This window comes from Comamonas odontotermitis, from assembly GCF_040396735.1.
Lineage (GTDB): Bacteria > Pseudomonadota > Gammaproteobacteria > Burkholderiales > Burkholderiaceae_C > Comamonas > Comamonas odontotermitis_C.
Map to the genome: position 1 here is coordinate 69,820 of NZ_JBEBNZ010000015.1, position 15,817 is coordinate 85,636.

Genomic DNA, 15,817 nt, shown 5'->3' on the forward strand with positions numbered 1-15,817 from the left:
ATTTCCCGGAATTGCGATGGCACCAGACGGCCAAACTGCGACAATTGTCCTATGGAAATCACTGATCAATGCGTGGTCGCGCTGACCTGGACCCTCAAAGACACACTGGGCGAAGAGCTGGACGTGCTCGACGAGCCCGTGGAATTCCTCGTCGGCGGCAATGATTTGCTCTCCCGCGTGGAACAGGCCTTGCAAGGCCACACGGTGGGCGACCGCCTGCAACTGCACCTGGAACCCGAAGACGCCTTTGGCGACTATGACGAGGAAAAGGTCTTTCTGGAACCTCGCGCCCTCTTCCCCAAAGACCTGGAAGAAGGCATGACCATCGACGGCCACGCCCTGCCCCAGGGCACCAATCCTGATGCGCCGCGTGACATGCTCTACACCGTGACCGAGCTGTACCCCGAGCATGTGGTGCTGGACGGCAACCACCCGCTTGCGGGCATTGCGATCCGCTTGGACATCAAGGTGGAAGCCGTGCGCGAAGCCACCGAAGAGGAAATCGGCAACGGCACCTGTGGCACCGGCTTTTTCAAGGTGCAGCCGCAAGCGCCAGGCAACAACCTGCTGCACTGAGCAACACTGTTTTCTGCATCAAGGCAAAAGCCGCAACCGGGCGCCCGGATTGCGGCTTTTTTGATGGTTTTAGCCTTGGGAGCCCGCCCTGCGGGCGGCAGCCCATCAATATCCATAGCAAATACGGCCACCAAGCAGACCTTGGCCGTGACCGGTGGCGGTAGCCTCAAGAGAGCTACAGCCTATTTAACGACTTACCTCACTTCGGTATTCACTGACCTTACCGCTTGCTGCGCGCGGCAAACCACGCGTCCACGTCCTTCTGAAACGCAGGCAGCACCGCCATCTGCGGTTCGGAATGCTCCACCGTCGCAGCAGGCTGGTCCATCGGCGGTTTTGCATCACCAGCAACAGGCGCAGGCCGTGCAGGCTCCTCCGCCGCAGCGGGCAGCTTGGCCTCCCACTGTTCCACCAGGGTTTTGGCCTGGGCGAAGGCATCGCTCAGGTTGGCCGCTTGCGGCAGGCTTTCCTTGAACAAGGCCCGCCCAAAATAGGTGAAATCGTTCTCATCGGCGCAGCCAAATGACGTGCGGTCCGCGCGCGACGCCGTCAGCACCCAGGTGGTGGGGCCCTGCAGCGGCTCGATGAAGCCGCCCGAATAGCAGGCCGAAACCACCACCACCTGCCGACGGATGCCCGATGCCTTCAGCAGCTCGCCCAGGCGCCTGGCCGAGAGTTGCGGGATCTGCAGGCCACGCATACCCAACTGCAGATCGTGCTCACGTGAGCCATGGCTGGTCAGGTACACAAACAGCAGATCGCGCTCCTTGTTCATCTTCTGGCCTAGAGCCCCCAAGGCACGCTCGATGCTGGCCGTGGTGGCCAGCGGCAGACGGGCGACGGAGCTGCGGCTGTTGGCCAGCAGCATGCTGCGCCCTTGCGTTCCATAACGCTGGGCAAATTCCTGGCTGACGTATTCGGCCTCGCGGCGGAACACCTCCTGCGTGCCATCACCCGCGATGAAAAGCGCATACATCTGCGCAGCCGTACCACCGCTGGGCTGCAGCGCTGCCATCTGCTGGGCCAGCAGGGCATTTTGCGCATACAGGGCCTGCTGTTATTGCGGGCGGCCTGCTCGGGGCTGTTGTCTTCGGGCACACCCGCCTCGCCAGCGCCCACCAGCTTGCCACGCCGCCATTGGCCGGTCTGCACAGGCTTGCCGCTCTTGGCGAAGGTCAAGGTGCCGCGGCCATGCGGCTGGTCTTTGGCAAACTGGCCTTCGTACACATCGCCATTGGCATATACCATGCGCCCCTTGCCATAGGCCGCAGCCGCGTAGAGTGCGCCGGTGTAGCGATCTCCGTTGGGGTAGTCGATCTCGCCTTCGTCGGCACTGGAGCCGTCGAAATCCGCACGGATGCGTTTGCCGTCGGCCAGCTGCAACTCGCCCCTGCCCTTGGCCTGGCCGTCACGCATTTCCACTTTGAAGACCACGCCTCCGGGATAGGTCACTTCCATCAGGCCATCAGCCTGGAAGTTCTTGAACGGCCCTGTCATGGTCTGGCCACCGGCTTCGATCAAGGTGCCATGTACAAAATGGCCCTTCTCGAACCGGCCTTCGTAGCGGTTGCCGTTGGAGGCCGAGAGCACGCCCTGCCCGTCGTATTCGCCATCGACAAAGTGTCCCTCGTACACCTCGCCATCCTTGCTGGTGTAGCGCCCCGCGCCGTTCAGGTCGCCATCCTTGAACAGACCCTGGTACACGCCATAGGCCAGGGTGAGCGTGCCCTGCCCTTCCATGCGCCCCTGGTGAAAGGCGCCTTCGTAGCGCCGCAGCTCGTTCCACACCAGCCGGCCCGTGCCCTCGAGCAAGCCCCCCTTGAGCGGGCCGTAGTACCTACCGCCATCGGGCAGCACCAAGGCAGGTGCTTCGGCCTGCACATCGGGTACTGGCGCGGGCGAGGCCTGCGCAGCATGCAACGGGCAAACAACTGCCATGCATGCAGCCAGAACGGAAGTGCGAAGGGAAAAATGACGGGTGCGGGTGTTCATCACATGGGATCCATTGCGATCTGTAGAAACCTGCAAAGCACTGTGCCACAGCTGCGAGGGCCGGCAGCCAGGCATGTTGGATGTACCCCACGCGCAGCTGCAGGATTGCGCCCGTTGCGTACTGCAGGCCACATTCGATGAAAGGGGCGGATTGCCAGTCCGACCCATACTGCCAGAGCAGACATCCATTTACACGCCAGGCCTATTTTTGGGAATCAATTTCTGTATTGACAGAAATAAATGAATATCTAAAATCAAAAACATGCAACTGTCCGACATCCAAAAACAATTTGTACTGCACTGGGGCGAGATGGGTTCGCTGTGGGGCGTGAACCGCACGGTAGCGCAGATCCATGCGCTGCTGTTTGTACACGGCAAACCGCTGAACGCCGAGCAGCTGAGCGAAACCTTGAACGTGGCGCGGTCGAACATCAGCAACAGCCTGAAGGAATTGCAGGCCTGGAACCTGATCCGGGTCACCCACGCATTGGGCGACCGGCGCGATTACTTCGAGACCAGCGTGGATGTCTGGGAGCTTTTCCGCACCATTGTGCGCGAACGCAAGGAGCGCGAATTCGATCCGACCACCCGGCTGCTGCAGTCACTGGTGGCAAGCCCTGGTTTCGAGCGCGAGAGCGCCGACGCACAGGACCGCATCCGCGCCACTATGGAACTGATGCACAAGCTCGGGGCGTGGAGCGAAGAGATGCTGCGCCTGTCACCCGCCACGCTGGACAGGATTCTGACGCTGGGCGCCACTGTGCAGCGCTTTGTGCGCGGCGCGCCTGCCCCTGTCGAAAACCTGGAGGCCAGCACCAGCCAACCCTGATGCACGGGCCTGCCACGGAGAGCGCAGGCCTTTTTTACCATCTTTAATTTCTGTTTAGACAGAAATATCGAAAGAAACCTATGCCAGCATCCGCATCTGCTCCCACACAGTTCCCGCTGACGATCTACTACGACGCCAGCTGCCGCATGTGCAATGCGGAGATGACCAACCTGATGCTGCGCAACGATGCGGGCAGGCTCATTTTTGTGGACGCGAGCAGCGCCGATCTGCATGATGCTCCAGCCACCAAGGACGCGTTGATGCGCGCCATCCATGGCGTGGCCGCAGACGGCAGGGTCTACATCGGTGTGGACTGCCTCGTCCGCGCCTACCTGGGCATTGGCTGGGCGTGGGTGCCGAATCTGGTGAACCTGCCAGGCATGGCGACGGCTGCACGCAAGCTCTATCCATGGATTGCACGCAATCGCTACCGCTTGCCGCAAACACCCATCGTGTGGGTGTTCGAACGCGCCATGCGCCGCGCCGCGCAACGTGCCGCCACCCGCAGCGCCGCTTGCGCTGGCGGTACATGCGATACGGATCGACCACAGCACTGAATCACTCAGGAGAATCTCATGAGCAACAGCCACCACCCATCTCCTCCACCCACAGACCAGACGGTGCTGCTGTGTGGTGCCCAGGGTTTTATCGGCCAGGCGCTGGCCGCGCAACTGCGCTTGCAAGGATTTCATGTCATAGCGGCCAGCAGAAGCGCGCAGAATGCTATCAATTATGCAGCAATGCGCAATGCATTCGACTGGCTGCCGCACCTGCAGAACGTCCAGATGGTCATCAATGCCGTAGGGTGCCTGCGCAACCAGCCCGGTGCTGGCGGCGCAGATCTCAAGACGCTGCACCACATCGCGCCCCAGGCCCTGTTCGATGCCTGCGCACAGGCAGGCGTGCGGCGCGTGCTGCAGCTGTCCGCCCTGGGCGTGGAGGGCAACGATACCGACTATGCCCGTACCAAGCGCGCGGCCGACGCCCATCTGCTGCGGCTGACGGCGCAAGGCCTGCTTGATGGCCTCGTCGTGCGGCCCAGCATTGTGATGGGCGCGCGTGGCGCAAGCACCCAGCTGTTTCTCAATCTGGCCAGACTGCCAGTGCTGGTGCTGCCAGCGGTGATGCGAGAGCGCCTGATTCAGCCGGTCGTTGCCAGCGAACTCGCCGAGGCCATGGCGCGGCTGCTGCTGTCGCCCACCACCGGGGTGGTGGAACTCGGCGGCCCGGTACAGTTGACCATGGCCGCCATGGTTGCCAGCCTGCGCCAGCAAGCCGGGCATGCGGCGCCTGTCACCATCACCCTGCCCCGCTTTGCCACCCTTGCCAGCGCACGGCTGGGCGATGCGTTTGCCTCAAGCCCCTGGTGCAGCGCATCGCTGGAACTGGCTTCGCACGACAACAGCTGCGACCCCGCCTCCATGACGCACTGGCTGGGTCGCACGCCCACATCCCCAGCGCAGATGCTGGCTGCCATTCGCTCTGAACGCAGCTAGAAACCGGCCAGCAGCGCTTATTCACCAATCGCCAAACGCTACCTCCTCGCTCCGCGACCTTGGCCTTGCCAGGCTTTCAGCCGATACCTCTGGTTTATCCGCATAAATACCGTTTGCATTTGGATCGAAATTTATTTAACCTATTAAATAAATGAAGACCTCACTCAAACACCGCAACCTGCCCAGCCTGCTTTTGCAGGCACGGGAATCGATCATGGGGCATACGCGGCCGTTTCTGCGCTCGCATGGGCTGTCCGATCAGCAATGGCGTGTACTGCGCGTGCTGGGCAATGGCGAATCGCTGGAAACGGGCAAAGTAGCCCAGCAGGCCTTTCTCCTCGGCCCCAGCCTGACTGGCGTGCTCAGCCGCATGGAGCGCGACGGCCTGATAGAGCGCCAGAAGGACCCGGCGGACCAGCGACGCTCGGTGGTGAGCGCCACCCCGCACGGGCTGGAGCTGGCACACCAGCTCTCGAAGGACATTGCCCGCCACTACCTGGGGCTGGAGCAGGCCTTTGGCAAGGACCAGCTCGAAGCGCTGTACCAACTGCTCGATGAGCTGATTGCACTGGAGCATTCATGATCGCCAGCTTTCCTGCTGCACGCGCCACGGTGTACGGCGTGCTTCTCAATGACCGCGCCACCTTGCAACGCCTTGCGCCACAATTCGACAGCGCGCCCTACAAGGCAGCGCCACGTGCGCCGGTGCTCTATATCAAGCCACGCAACACCTTTGCAGGCAACCACGCTGCGGTGGCCATTCCCGCCGATCCCGGCGAAGTGCGCATCGATGCCACGATCGGCCTGGTGATCGGCAGCACTGCCACCCGCGTATCCGCAAGCAAGGCCATGGAGCATGTGGCGGCTTATGCGGTGGTGAGCGATGTCACCCTGCCGCACGAGAACTACTACCGCCCCGCCATCCGTCAGCGCGACCGCGATAGCTTTTGCCCCATGGGCGAGGCGGTAGCGGCCAGCGATTTTGCGGTGAATCAAGCAACGCTGCATATCGAGATCAACGGCCAACCGGTGTACGAGCGCGGTTTTGACCAGTTGGTACGCCCGGCAGCCCAGTTGATTGCCGATGTGACCGAGTTCATGTCCTTGTCTGCAGGCGACATCTTGCTGCTGGGCCCGGGCGAAGGATCTCCGGTGGCCCGTCCAGGCGATACGGTGCGCATCATGGTGCCCGGCCTGGGCGAGCTTTGCCACACCGTGGCTCTGGAGGCGCAGCCATGAAGCACGGACGTGTGATCTACCAAGGCCAGGCCATGGCCGTGACAGAAAGCGCAGACGGCCGCGTGCAACTGCCTGATGGCAGCATCGTCGCAGAGACCGCTGTACAGTGGCTTCCACCCATGGATTTCGGCACCATCTTCGCGCTGGGCCTGAATTACGCCGACCACGCCAAGGAAATCGCCTTCAACAAGGCCCCCGAGGAACCGCTGGTGTTCCTCAAGGGCCCGAATGCGCTCAACGGCCACCTCTGCCACACATGCCGACCGTCCGACGTCACCTATATGCACTTCGAGTGCGAGTTGGGCGTAGTGATCGGCAAGACCTGCCGCAACGTCAAGAAGGAAGATGCGTACAGCGTGGTTGCCGGCTACGTCACGGCCAACGACTATGCAATCCGCGACTACCTGGAGAACTACTACCGCCCCAATCTGCGCGTCAAGAACCGCGACGGCGCCACGCCCGTGGGGCCCTGGCTGGTGGATGCGGCCGATATCGCAGACCCGATGAATCTGCGCCTGCGCAGCTGGGTCAACGGCGAGCTGAAGCAGGATGGCAGCACAGCCGACATGGTGCACAGCATCCCCTCGCTGATCGCACACCTGTCGAGCATGATGACCCTGAACCCCGGCGACCTGATCCTGACGGGAACGCCTGATGGTGTGGCCGATTCCAGGGTGGGCGACGAAATCGTGACCGAGATCGAAGGCGTTGGCCGCCTCGTGAATTTCATTGGTGGTGATGAACTGTTAAGCGGGCACTGAGAACGCAAACACGTTCTGAAAACCACCGCAGGAGACAAAAGCATGCGTATTGACCATTTGATCAACGGCAAGAACGTTGCCGGCAAAGACTATTTCGAAACCATCAACCCCGCCACGCAGGAAGTGCTGGCCGAGGTGGCTTCGGGCGGTGCCGCCGAGGCCGATGCTGCGGTTGCAGCAGCCAAGGAGGCATTTCCCAAGTGGGCGAACACGCCCGCCACAGAGCGTGCCAGGCTGGTGCGCAAGCTCGGCGACCTGATCGCCCAGCATGTGCCCGAGATCGCCGAGTCCGAGACCAACGACTGCGGCCAGGTGATTGCGCAAACCGGCAAGCAACTGGTGCCACGCGCGGCCGACAACTTCTACTACTTTGCCGAAATGTGCACGCGGGTCGATGGCCACACCTACCCGACGCCTACGCACCTGAACTACACGCTCTTCCACCCGGTGGGTGTGTGTGCGCTGATCTCGCCGTGGAACGTTCCTTTCATGACGGCCACCTGGAAAGTCGCGCCATGCCTGGCCTTCGGCAACACCGCCGTGCTCAAGATGAGTGAGCTCTCACCCATGACGGCTGCACGCCTGGGCGAGCTGGCCCTCGAAGCCGGTATTCCTGCGGGTGTACTCAACCTGGTGCATGGCTACGGCAAGGATGCAGGCGAGCCGCTGGTGGCACACCGCGACGTGCGGGCCGTCTCATTCACCGGATCGACGCAGACCGGCAACCGCATCGTGCAGGCCGCCGGCCTCAAGAAGTTCAGCATGGAGCTGGGCGGCAAGAGCCCCTTTGTGGTCTTCGACGACGCCGACTTTGACCGCGCACTTGATGCCGCCATATTCATGATCTTCTCCAACAATGGCGAGCGCTGCACGGCTGGCAGCCGTATCCTGGTGCAAAAGAGCATCTATGTGAAGTTCGCCGACCGCTTCGCCGAGCGGGCCCGGCGCATCACAGTGGGCGACCCGCTCGACGAAAAAACCATCGTCGGCCCCATGATCAGCCAGGCCCATCTGGCCAAGGTACGCCATTACATCGAGCTGGGCCTCCAGGAGGGCGCCAGCATGCTGTGCGGCGGCCTGGACGCACCTGTGGTGCCAGACCGCGTGAAAAATGGCAATTACGTTTTGCCCACCGTGTTTGCCGAGGTGAACAACCGCATGCGCATTGCACAGGACGAGATCTTCGGCCCGGTGGCCTGCATCATCCCGTTCAGCGATGAGGCTGAGGCCATACGCCTGGCCAACGATACCCAGTACGGGCTCTCCAGCTACGTATGGACCGAAAACATCGGCAAGGCCCACCGTGTGGCTGCGGCCATCGAGGCAGGCATGTGCTTTGTCAACAGCCAGAACGTGCGCGACCTGCGCCAGCCGTTTGGGGGCACCAAGGCCTCGGGCACGGGCCGCGAAGGCGGCACCTGGAGCTACGAGGTGTTCTGCGAACCCAAGAATGTGGCTGTCTCCATGGGTTCACACCACATTCCTCACTGGGGGGTCTGAACAGTACGCCATCAAAGAATAGCGATCAACGCAATCGCAGAGCGCACCCGACATAAAAGCGAAGGAGACATAGATGCAACGCCGCCAATTCATCCAATCCGCCGCCAGCGCGATTGCCACGCTGCCTGCATGGCAATTCGCCCATGCAGACAGCTGGCCCAGTCGCCCGCTGCGCATCATCGTTCCGTTCACGCCAGGGGGAACCACGGACGTGGTGACGCGCCTGGTCGGCAATGAACTGGGCAAAAGCCTGGGGCAATCGGTGGTTGTGGAGAACAAGCCGGGTGCAGGCACCGTGATCGGCGTGGATGCCGTGGCCAAGGCCGTGCCCGACGGCTACACCTTCGGCACCATCGCCAACAGCTTCACGGCCAACAAGACGTTGATCAAAAGCCTGCCCTACGACAGCGCCAGGGACCTGCGCCCCGTGGCACTGATGGGGCTGTCGGAGCATGTGCTGGCCACCCATCCAGCCAGTGGGCTCAAGACCCTTGCTGACCTGAAAAAGGCGGCACTGGCCAAGCCCGGCTCGCTCAGCTACGCGTCGTTTGGCAACGGTACATCTGCGCATCTATCGGGCGCCCTGCTCTGCCAGATGCTCGGCATCGACATGGTGCATGTGCCCTACAAGGGCCAGGGCCCGGCCATGGCAGACCTGATCGGCGGACAGGTCACCGTCATGTTTGGCAACTGGCCCGAGTTCCGGGGCCAGATTGCCAGCGGCAAGCTGGTGGCATTGGGCATGGCAACCACGCAGCGATCGCAGTTTGCACCCGATGTACCCACCCTTGCGGAACAAGGTGCGGCGCTGGAATCCAATTCCTGGCAAGGCCTGCTGGCACCGGCCAGAACCAGCGATGCCATCGTGCAGCGCCTGAACCAGGATGTGAACCTGGCACTGGCAAGCCCCGCCGTCATCAAGACATTCCAGGAGGGCGGCATTGTCTCGAAGGCCGGCAGCGTGGAACAGTTTGCAGCCTTCATCCGCAGCGAGGAAGATAAATACGCCAGGATCATCCGCGCCGCCAACATCAGCATCGGCTAGGAGGTCTCATGAGCCTGTACGCAATGCAGAAGTTCCTCTTCCACCTGAACCGCGAACCCGAAGTGCAGCGCCGCTACCGCGAAGACCGCGAAGCGCTGCTCGCCAGCTACCCGTTGACCGATGAGGAGCGCGATGCCATCCACCTCGGAGATATCGGCAAGTTGTATGTGCTGGGTTGCAACGGCCAGTTGCTGATGCACTTTGCCCCCTTGCTGGGTCTGGCCTGGGCCGACTACCTGCAGGCCATGCGCGACGGAGTTGCAAAGTACGGCCCGGTGCGCGCCGGCGTGTATGCGATGACAACGGCAGTCGACGAGAAAGTAGCAGGGGTTTGATATGAGTCTGGTTTTTGCAGGCGTATGCAGCCACGCCCCCGGGATTACCGGCCGCGCCCATCTGGCCGATCCGGCGGTGAAGGATGCGTTCCACGCCGCATTCCACGGCATGGGGGCGCAATTGGCAGCAGCCCGGCCCGATGCGGTCATCGTCATCGCGGCCGAGCATTTTGCGAACTTCTTCATGAACAACATGCCCGCCTATGCCATCGGCATGGCTGCGCAGTACGAGGGGCCAATTGAAGATCCACAGTGGCTGGGCATTGAAAAGCGCACGATCCCCGGCAACCCCGATCTGTCTCGCCGCATCGTCACCGAAGTGCTGCAGACCGTGGATACCGCCTTTGCCGAAGAGTGGAGATTCGACCACGGCATCATGGTGCCGCTGCACTTTCTCACCCCGCATTTCGACACGGACATCATCCCCGTCAACATCAACTGCCAGGGGCCGCCGTTGACACCGCTGCACCGCGCCTGGGCCTTTGGCGAAGCACTGCGCCGCGCCTGCGACAAGGCACCTGAGCGCATTGCGATCATCGGCACTGGCGGCATCTCGCACTGGCCGGCCACGCCCGACTCGGGCAAGATCAACTGGGAATGGGACCAGCAATTCATGGATCGCTGGTGCCGCAACGACAAGGATGCCATGCTTGGCTACACCGATGCCGAAACCTACCGCGACGGAGGCCAGGGCGGCTTCGAAATCCGTACCTTCATCAGCGTGGCAGCCGCCGCACGCGGGCCGGGCCAGGTGCTGTACTGTGAGCCCATTCCCATCTTTGCGGTAAGTTGTACTGCCGCCACCATGGAGGTGCGGTGATGCCCCATGTCGTCGTGCTCTACACCGGCAATCTCGACCAACGCAGTGACATGACGGCCCTGTGCCGCAGCCTCGCCGACACCATGCTCACCGTGCACGCCGAGGACGGCAGCCAGGTCTTCCCCACCGGCGGCACGCGCGTGCTCGCCTACCCGGCGCCGCACTATGCCGTGGCCGATGGCGGGGCGGCGGGCAAGGCAGCAGGCGGCGATGGCGACTACCACTTTGTCTACATCAACCTGCGCATGGGCAAGGGGCGATCAGACGCCGTCAAGACCCAGGCAGGTGACGCGCTGCTCGCCTGCGCCAAAGCACACTTTGCCACCCTGTTGGATGAACGGCACATGGGCCTGACCGTGCAGGTCGACGAAAGCCCCGGCCAGGTTTATGACGGCAAGCACAGCAGCCTCCACCCTCTTTTCAGATAGCGCCCTGAGCGGTTTCGCTGGTTCCATGTCACGCATTCAAGCAACGAACAACTGAAATGTTTACCCAAGAGCTTCTTTCCCAACTGGCCCAGGAACTTGACCACAGCGAGAGAACGCGCGTGCAGGTCGAGCACTTCTCCAAACGCTATCCCAGCATGACCGTGGACGACGGCTACCGCGTGGCACGCGAATGGGTGCGTCTGCAGATCGCAGGCGGCCGCAAGGTCATCGGCCACAAGATCGGCCTCACCTCGCGTGCCATGCAGCTGTCCAGCCAGATCGACGAGCCCGACTACGGCACCCTGCTCGACAACATGCTCTACACCTGCAGCAACGGCCAGGTACTGGACATCCCCATACGGAACTTCATCGCACCGCGTGTAGAGGTGGAGCTGGCTTTTGTGCTGAAAAAGCCGCTCAAGGGGCCGGGGCTTGTGGATGGCAGGCAGCTTGGCATTGCCGACGTGCTCGATGCCACCGACTATGTGACGCCGGCCATTGAAATCATTGACGCGCGCATCGAACAGCTGGACCGCCACACCAAGGCCATGCGCAAGGTGTACGACACCATCAGCGACAATGCTGCCAATGCCGGTATCGTCATGGGTGCCGGGCGAGCCGCACCGACAGACGTGGATCTACCTTGGTGCGGCGCCATTCTGCGCCAGAACGGCGCAGTGGAAGAGACGGGCCTCGCAGCAGGCGTGCAAGGCCACCCTGCGGTGGGCGTAGCCTGGCTCGCCAACAAGCTGGCACCGTGGGGCGAATTCTTGAACGCTGGCGAAATCGTTCTGGCCGGCTCCTTTACCCGCCCTGTTGCGGCCAAGGCGGGAGATGTGTTCGAAGCCGACTACGGAAGACTGGGCAAGCTGGAATTCCGCTTCGTATAAGCAGATAGTAAAAAGCAGAGAGCTGGCAGCGTGCGCGGCCAGCTCTCCCTTTTTTTGGGGATTCTTGACAACGGATCGGAACCGCACACCAATGGATCAGCGGATCGAAGGATCAGCCGATCAATGTGCGACAGCGTCCTGCCGTCCCGCGCCCAGATAGGTATCGATGATGCGCTGGTCGTGCAGCAGATCGCGTGCATTGCCGCTGAGTGCAACGGCGCCCATCTCCAGCACATAGGCGCGGTCTGCCACCTTCAGCGCAGCGCGCGCATTCTGTTCCACCAGCAGCACCGATACGCCGCGATCACGCAGCGATGCCACCACCTGCAGCACCTCGCGCACAATCAGTGGTGCCAGGCCCAGCGATGGCTCATCGAGCATCAGCAGGCGCGGCTTGGCCATCAGTGCGCGGCCAATGGCCAGCATCTGCCGCTCGCCGCCCGACAGCGTGGATGCCATCTGCGCACGGCGCTCCTGCAGGCGCGGAAAGATGTCAAACACCTCCTGCAGGCGCGCTCCCTGGTCACGCTCGCCCTTGCGCCACAGCGAGAATCCGCCCAGCCGCAGATTGTCTTCCACCGACATCTCGCCAAACAGTTCACGCTTCTCCGGCACCAGCCCTACGCCATGCGACACCATGGCCTCCACCGTGGGGCGAGCGATCACGCCGCCCGACAGGGATACCTGACCCTTGGAGGGCAGCAGACCCATGGCCGCCGACAGCAAGGTTGTCTTGCCCGCGCCATTGGGGCCGATCACGGTCACAATCTCTCCTGCCGCCACATGCAGATCGACCTGGTGCACGGCTTCCACCGGCCCGTACGATACGCACAACTGCGACAGCTGCAACAAGTGAGGGGTGCTGCTCATGCGGCCACCTCGTCTTCATCGGCGCCGCCCAGATAGGCATCCAGCACGCGCTGGTTCGATTGAATCTCGGCAGGCGTTCCCGTGGCGATCACGGTGCCGAACTCCAGTACCGTGATGCGGTCGGCCAGGTTCATCACAAACTCCATGTCATGCTCCACCACCAGAATACCCAGCCCTTCGGCGCGCAACTGGCGCAGCAACTGGGCGAGCGATTGCTTTTCCAGGTGCCGCAGGCCCGCCGCCGGCTCATCCAGCAGCAAGGCTGCGGGCTGTCCCGCCAGGGCGCGAGCGATTTCGACAATGCGCTGCTGACCCAGAGCCAGTGAGCCAGCAGGCACATCGGCAAACGCGCCCAGGCCGCAGCGTTCGATCTGCCTGCGTGCCTCGGCCAGCAACGACGCCTCCTCGTGTCTGTCCAGCCGCAGCATGGACGCCAACCACCCCTTGTGCGCACGCAGATGGGCGCCCAAGGCCACGTTTTCCAGCACCGTGCGCTGGCCAAGCAGTCGCACATGCTGGAACGTACGCCCCAGGCCCAGTGCGGCAAACCTGCGCGATGGCGCATCGGCCATTACCTGGCCCATCAATTGCACCTGGCCTTCGGTGGGCGAATCCACGCCCGAGATCATGTTGAAGAAGGTGCTCTTGCCTGCGCCGTTTGGCCCGATCAATGCATGCACCTCACCGGCCTTCAGCGACATGGACACGTCGTTGTTCGCTACCAAGCCGCCAAAGCGCTTGGTCACATGCTCGGCTGCCAACAAGGTCGTGCCTGCCGCAGGAGCCGTGCGCTGGTCCAGCGGATGAGATGTGGCCTGGACCTGCCTGCCTGTGGGCTGCTTGATCCAGCGCGCAGTCAGGCGCTGCAAGGTGGGCCACAGCCCCTGGTCGAAGCGCTGCAGCACCAGCACCATCAGCAGCCCGAACACGATCACTTCAAAATTGCCGCTGGTGCCCAGCACGGCGGGCAGAATGTCCTGCAGCTTCTCCTTCAGCAAGGTGATCAAGGTAGCGCCCAGCACGGCACCCCAGAGGTGACCCGCGCCACCCACCACCGCCATGAACAGGTACTCGATACCGATGTTCAGGTTGAAGGGCGCGGGGCTCACAAAGCGCTGCATGTGCGCATACAGCCAGCCAGACAGGGTAGCCAGCAGCGCGGCCAGCACGAACAGCTTGACGCGGTGGCGCGCGGTGTTGATGCCCATGGACTCGGCCATCACCTGCCCGCCCTTGAGCGAGCGGATCGCCCGCCCTTCTCGCGAATCGAGCAGATTGCTCAGCAGCCACAGTGCCAGCAGCAGCACGGCCCAGACGAGCACACCCATGACCCGGGGCGACGCAAAGGAGACGCCTGCAATCACCAATGGTGGAATGCCTGTGATGCCGGTCTGGCCGCCCAGAAATTCCATGTTGCCAAACAGGTAGTACAGGCTCAAGCCCCAGGCAATGGTGCACAGCGGCAGATAGTGCCCTTGGAGCTTGACGGTGACGGACCCCAGCACCCAGGCAACGACGAAAGTGATCACAAAGCCCAGCAACAGACCCACCCACGGCAAGCCAACTGCGCCCACGGCGCTGCTGAAGAACTGTACCGCCACCGGCGACGTGCAGGCCCATGCCGTGGCATAGGCGCCAATGCCGACAAAGGCGGCCTGTCCAAATGATGTCATGCCGCCCACCCCGGTCAGCAATACCAGGCCTGCGGCCACCATGGCATAGAGACCGATGTAGCTCAGGATCACCACGGTGAAATCGGGCAAAAATCCCCAGGCCAGTGCAAACAGCACAATGGCGGCGGCGGTGAGCATCCGGGGAGTAACGATACCTGCAGAGCCTGCGGGCGCGGAGCTGGCCATGGGGCCAGATTTCGGTACTGGCGCGCTCATTCTTCTTCCTCCACATGGCGGCTGTTGCGCGATCTCCACCACAGCACCGGAATAATCATCGCAAACACCAGCACCTCCTTGTAAGCGCTGGCCCAGAAGGTGGAAAAGGACTCCAGCAGGCCCACCAGCAGCGCGCCTGCCAGTGCCAGCGGATAGCTGGCAAGACCGCCAATGATGGCCGCCACAAAGCCTTTGAGCCCTACCATGAATCCGGTGTCGTAATACACCGTGGTAAGCGGTGCGATCAGCAAGCCAGAGATGGCGCCGATCAAGGCAGCGAGGGCAAAGCTCAGATCACCCGCCAATGCGGTTGGAATGCCCATCAGGCGCGCGCCTACCCGGTTGATGGCTGTTGCGCGCAAGGCCTTGCCGAGCATTGATCGTTCAAAAAACACGAACAGCGATATCACCAGTACCAGCGCAACACCAAGCACCACCAGGGACTGGCCCGAAATGGAAATATCCGCAATGTCGAACTTGGATTCCGAGAAGGGCGTGGTGCGCGAGCCCTCTGCACCAAAGAACAGCAGACCCAGGCCCACCAGCACGCCATGAAGCGCGACCGAAATGATGAGCAACAGCAGCACGGAAGCATTTGCCACCGGCCGGTACGCCACACGGTAGAGCAACGGGCCCATGGGCATCACCAGCACCAAGGCAGTGATCGACTGCAGCAGCAGCGAACTGGGCTTGACGCCCAAAGCCAGCACCGCCGCCACGGCGGGAAAGCCTACGCACCACAGCAGGGTTGCGGGCCAACTGCCGCCCTGGCCGGAGCGGGCACGCCACAGCTCCGCCACCAGCGCAACGGCAGCCATCGCCAACAGCAGCCACAACGTGGACGGCGTCTTGCCCGCCTGCATCATGGCCATGGTGAGCGCGCCATAGGCAACAAACTCTCCCTGCGGAATGAAAATGATGCGGGTAACTGAAAACACCAGCACCAGGGCCACCGCCATCAGCCCGTAGATGGCGCCATTGACGATGCCGTCCTGCCCCAGCAGCAAGGCAATTTGCAAATCCATAGTCGACTTTCGAAAACGCGGAAAGATGAAACACCCCGGAGCCGCCTTGCGGCGCACCGCAAGGGAAACTGCGGCCCCATCAGCAAAACGGCTCTTGCTGACCGTCTCGCAGATGGGGCCGC

18 protein-coding genes are annotated in these 15,817 nt (G+C 62.4%); 13 read left to right on the plus strand and 5 right to left on the minus strand.

Annotated features, from left to right (window positions below; all coding sequences use genetic code 11):
• Window positions 1-51 precede the first annotated feature (51 nt).
• Window positions 52-576, plus strand: a complete 525-nt coding sequence (locus tag ACH2DG_RS14035; protein WP_377779330.1) for a peptidylprolyl isomerase — start codon at window positions 52-54, stop codon at window positions 574-576.
• A 220-nt stretch (window positions 577-796) separates the two neighbouring features.
• On the opposite strand, the gene ACH2DG_RS14040 is transcribed toward ACH2DG_RS14035, so the two are convergent.
• Entirely contained in the window at window positions 797-1,444 is a 648-nt protein-coding gene (locus tag ACH2DG_RS14040) for a C13 family peptidase (protein ID WP_395026870.1), read from the minus strand.
• Window positions 1,360-2,568, minus strand: a complete 1,209-nt coding sequence (locus ACH2DG_RS14045; RefSeq protein ID WP_395026872.1) for a hypothetical protein — start codon at window positions 2,566-2,568, stop codon at window positions 1,360-1,362. Before ACH2DG_RS14045 ends, ACH2DG_RS14040 begins: the two co-directional genes overlap by 85 nt.
• A 262-nt stretch (window positions 2,569-2,830) precedes the next feature.
• On the opposite strand from ACH2DG_RS14045, the gene ACH2DG_RS14050 reads away from it, so the two are divergent.
• From ACH2DG_RS14050 to hpaH, 12 genes are all read left to right on the plus strand, one after another.
• Window positions 2,831-3,397 (plus strand): GbsR/MarR family transcriptional regulator, encoded by a 567-nt coding sequence (locus tag ACH2DG_RS14050; RefSeq protein ID WP_395026873.1) that lies wholly within the window; start codon window positions 2,831-2,833, stop codon window positions 3,395-3,397.
• 80 nt (window positions 3,398-3,477) lie between these two features.
• Window positions 3,478-3,954 carry a thiol-disulfide oxidoreductase DCC family protein gene (locus ACH2DG_RS14055; RefSeq protein ID WP_395026874.1) on the plus strand — a complete coding sequence of 159 codons (477 nt, stop codon included), beginning with the start codon at window positions 3,478-3,480 and terminating at the stop codon, window positions 3,952-3,954.
• A gap of 18 nt (window positions 3,955-3,972) precedes the next feature.
• Window positions 3,973-4,893: an NAD-dependent epimerase/dehydratase family protein gene (locus tag ACH2DG_RS14060; protein ID WP_395026875.1), complete on the plus strand. Its 921-nt coding sequence runs from the start codon at window positions 3,973-3,975 to the stop codon at window positions 4,891-4,893.
• Between the two features lie 151 nt (window positions 4,894-5,044).
• Window positions 5,045-5,476, plus strand: coding sequence for a homoprotocatechuate degradation operon regulator HpaR (hpaR, locus tag ACH2DG_RS14065; protein ID WP_395026877.1), 432 nt, complete (start codon window positions 5,045-5,047; stop codon window positions 5,474-5,476).
• Window positions 5,473-6,132: a fumarylacetoacetate hydrolase family protein gene (locus ACH2DG_RS14070; RefSeq protein ID WP_395026879.1), complete on the plus strand. Its 660-nt coding sequence runs from the start codon at window positions 5,473-5,475 to the stop codon at window positions 6,130-6,132. Before hpaR ends, ACH2DG_RS14070 begins: the two co-directional genes overlap by 4 nt.
• On the plus strand, window positions 6,129-6,893 hold the full coding sequence (locus ACH2DG_RS14075) for a fumarylacetoacetate hydrolase family protein (protein ID WP_395026881.1): 765 nt from the start codon (window positions 6,129-6,131) through the stop codon (window positions 6,891-6,893). Before ACH2DG_RS14070 ends, ACH2DG_RS14075 begins: the two co-directional genes overlap by 4 nt.
• A gap of 42 nt (window positions 6,894-6,935) precedes the next feature.
• Entirely contained in the window at window positions 6,936-8,393 is a 1,458-nt protein-coding gene (gene hpaE, locus ACH2DG_RS14080; protein ID WP_395026882.1) for a 5-carboxymethyl-2-hydroxymuconate semialdehyde dehydrogenase, read from the plus strand.
• A 73-nt stretch (window positions 8,394-8,466) separates the two neighbouring features.
• Entirely contained in the window at window positions 8,467-9,438 is a 972-nt protein-coding gene (locus ACH2DG_RS14085; RefSeq protein ID WP_395026883.1) for a tripartite tricarboxylate transporter substrate binding protein, read from the plus strand.
• Window positions 9,439-9,446: 8 nt separating this feature from the next.
• Complete coding sequence (locus ACH2DG_RS14090) at window positions 9,447-9,773, plus strand: aromatic ring-opening dioxygenase subunit LigA (protein WP_395026885.1); 327 nt, start codon at window positions 9,447-9,449, stop codon at window positions 9,771-9,773.
• Window position 9,774: 1 nt separating this feature from the next.
• Window positions 9,775-10,593: an extradiol ring-cleavage dioxygenase gene (locus ACH2DG_RS14095; RefSeq protein WP_395026886.1), complete on the plus strand. Its 819-nt coding sequence runs from the start codon at window positions 9,775-9,777 to the stop codon at window positions 10,591-10,593.
• Window positions 10,593-11,021 (plus strand): 5-carboxymethyl-2-hydroxymuconate isomerase, encoded by a 429-nt coding sequence (locus tag ACH2DG_RS14100; protein WP_395026888.1) that lies wholly within the window; start codon window positions 10,593-10,595, stop codon window positions 11,019-11,021. Before ACH2DG_RS14095 ends, ACH2DG_RS14100 begins: the two co-directional genes overlap by 1 nt.
• A gap of 56 nt (window positions 11,022-11,077) precedes the next feature.
• Window positions 11,078-11,911, plus strand: a complete 834-nt coding sequence (gene hpaH / locus ACH2DG_RS14105) for a 2-oxo-hept-4-ene-1,7-dioate hydratase (RefSeq protein ID WP_395026890.1) — start codon at window positions 11,078-11,080, stop codon at window positions 11,909-11,911.
• A 120-nt stretch (window positions 11,912-12,031) separates the two neighbouring features.
• On the opposite strand, the gene ACH2DG_RS14110 is transcribed toward hpaH, so the two are convergent.
• Genes ACH2DG_RS14110 through ACH2DG_RS14120 form a run of 3 tightly spaced genes read right to left on the minus strand, consistent with a single transcriptional unit; the run spans window position 12,032 to window position 15,695 of the window.
• Entirely contained in the window at window positions 12,032-12,781 is a 750-nt protein-coding gene (locus ACH2DG_RS14110; protein WP_395026891.1) for an ABC transporter ATP-binding protein, read from the minus strand.
• Window positions 12,778-14,670, minus strand: coding sequence for an ATP-binding cassette domain-containing protein (locus ACH2DG_RS14115; RefSeq protein ID WP_395026893.1), 1,893 nt, complete (start codon window positions 14,668-14,670; stop codon window positions 12,778-12,780). Before ACH2DG_RS14115 ends, ACH2DG_RS14110 begins: the two co-directional genes overlap by 4 nt.
• Window positions 14,667-15,695, minus strand: coding sequence for a branched-chain amino acid ABC transporter permease (locus ACH2DG_RS14120; protein ID WP_395026894.1), 1,029 nt, complete (start codon window positions 15,693-15,695; stop codon window positions 14,667-14,669). Before ACH2DG_RS14120 ends, ACH2DG_RS14115 begins: the two co-directional genes overlap by 4 nt.
• Window positions 15,696-15,817 lie beyond the last annotated feature (122 nt).

Bases quoted from the DNA above. Each gene is read 5' to 3' on its own strand.
- ACH2DG_RS14035 (WP_377779330.1), top strand. From the start codon at position 52: ATGGAAATCACTGATCAATGCGTGGTCGCGCTGACCTGGACCCTCAAA.
- ACH2DG_RS14040 (WP_395026870.1), bottom strand. From the start codon at position 1,444: ATGCTGCTGGCCAACAGCCGCAGCTCCGTCGCCCGTCTGCCGCTGGCC.
- ACH2DG_RS14045 (WP_395026872.1), bottom strand. From the start codon at position 2,568: ATGAACACCCGCACCCGTCATTTTTCCCTTCGCACTTCCGTTCTGGCT.
- ACH2DG_RS14050 (WP_395026873.1), top strand. From the start codon at position 2,831: ATGCAACTGTCCGACATCCAAAAACAATTTGTACTGCACTGGGGCGAG.
- ACH2DG_RS14055 (WP_395026874.1), top strand. From the start codon at position 3,478: ATGCCAGCATCCGCATCTGCTCCCACACAGTTCCCGCTGACGATCTAC.
- ACH2DG_RS14060 (WP_395026875.1), top strand. From the start codon at position 3,973: ATGAGCAACAGCCACCACCCATCTCCTCCACCCACAGACCAGACGGTG.
- hpaR (WP_395026877.1), top strand. From the start codon at position 5,045: ATGAAGACCTCACTCAAACACCGCAACCTGCCCAGCCTGCTTTTGCAG.
- ACH2DG_RS14070 (WP_395026879.1), top strand. From the start codon at position 5,473: ATGATCGCCAGCTTTCCTGCTGCACGCGCCACGGTGTACGGCGTGCTT.
- ACH2DG_RS14075 (WP_395026881.1), top strand. From the start codon at position 6,129: ATGAAGCACGGACGTGTGATCTACCAAGGCCAGGCCATGGCCGTGACA.
- hpaE (WP_395026882.1), top strand. From the start codon at position 6,936: ATGCGTATTGACCATTTGATCAACGGCAAGAACGTTGCCGGCAAAGAC.
- ACH2DG_RS14085 (WP_395026883.1), top strand. From the start codon at position 8,467: ATGCAACGCCGCCAATTCATCCAATCCGCCGCCAGCGCGATTGCCACG.
- ACH2DG_RS14090 (WP_395026885.1), top strand. From the start codon at position 9,447: ATGAGCCTGTACGCAATGCAGAAGTTCCTCTTCCACCTGAACCGCGAA.
- ACH2DG_RS14095 (WP_395026886.1), top strand. From the start codon at position 9,775: ATGAGTCTGGTTTTTGCAGGCGTATGCAGCCACGCCCCCGGGATTACC.
- ACH2DG_RS14100 (WP_395026888.1), top strand. From the start codon at position 10,593: ATGCCCCATGTCGTCGTGCTCTACACCGGCAATCTCGACCAACGCAGT.
- hpaH (WP_395026890.1), top strand. From the start codon at position 11,078: ATGTTTACCCAAGAGCTTCTTTCCCAACTGGCCCAGGAACTTGACCAC.
- ACH2DG_RS14110 (WP_395026891.1), bottom strand. From the start codon at position 12,781: ATGAGCAGCACCCCTCACTTGTTGCAGCTGTCGCAGTTGTGCGTATCG.
- ACH2DG_RS14115 (WP_395026893.1), bottom strand. From the start codon at position 14,670: ATGAGCGCGCCAGTACCGAAATCTGGCCCCATGGCCAGCTCCGCGCCC.
- ACH2DG_RS14120 (WP_395026894.1), bottom strand. From the start codon at position 15,695: ATGGATTTGCAAATTGCCTTGCTGCTGGGGCAGGACGGCATCGTCAAT.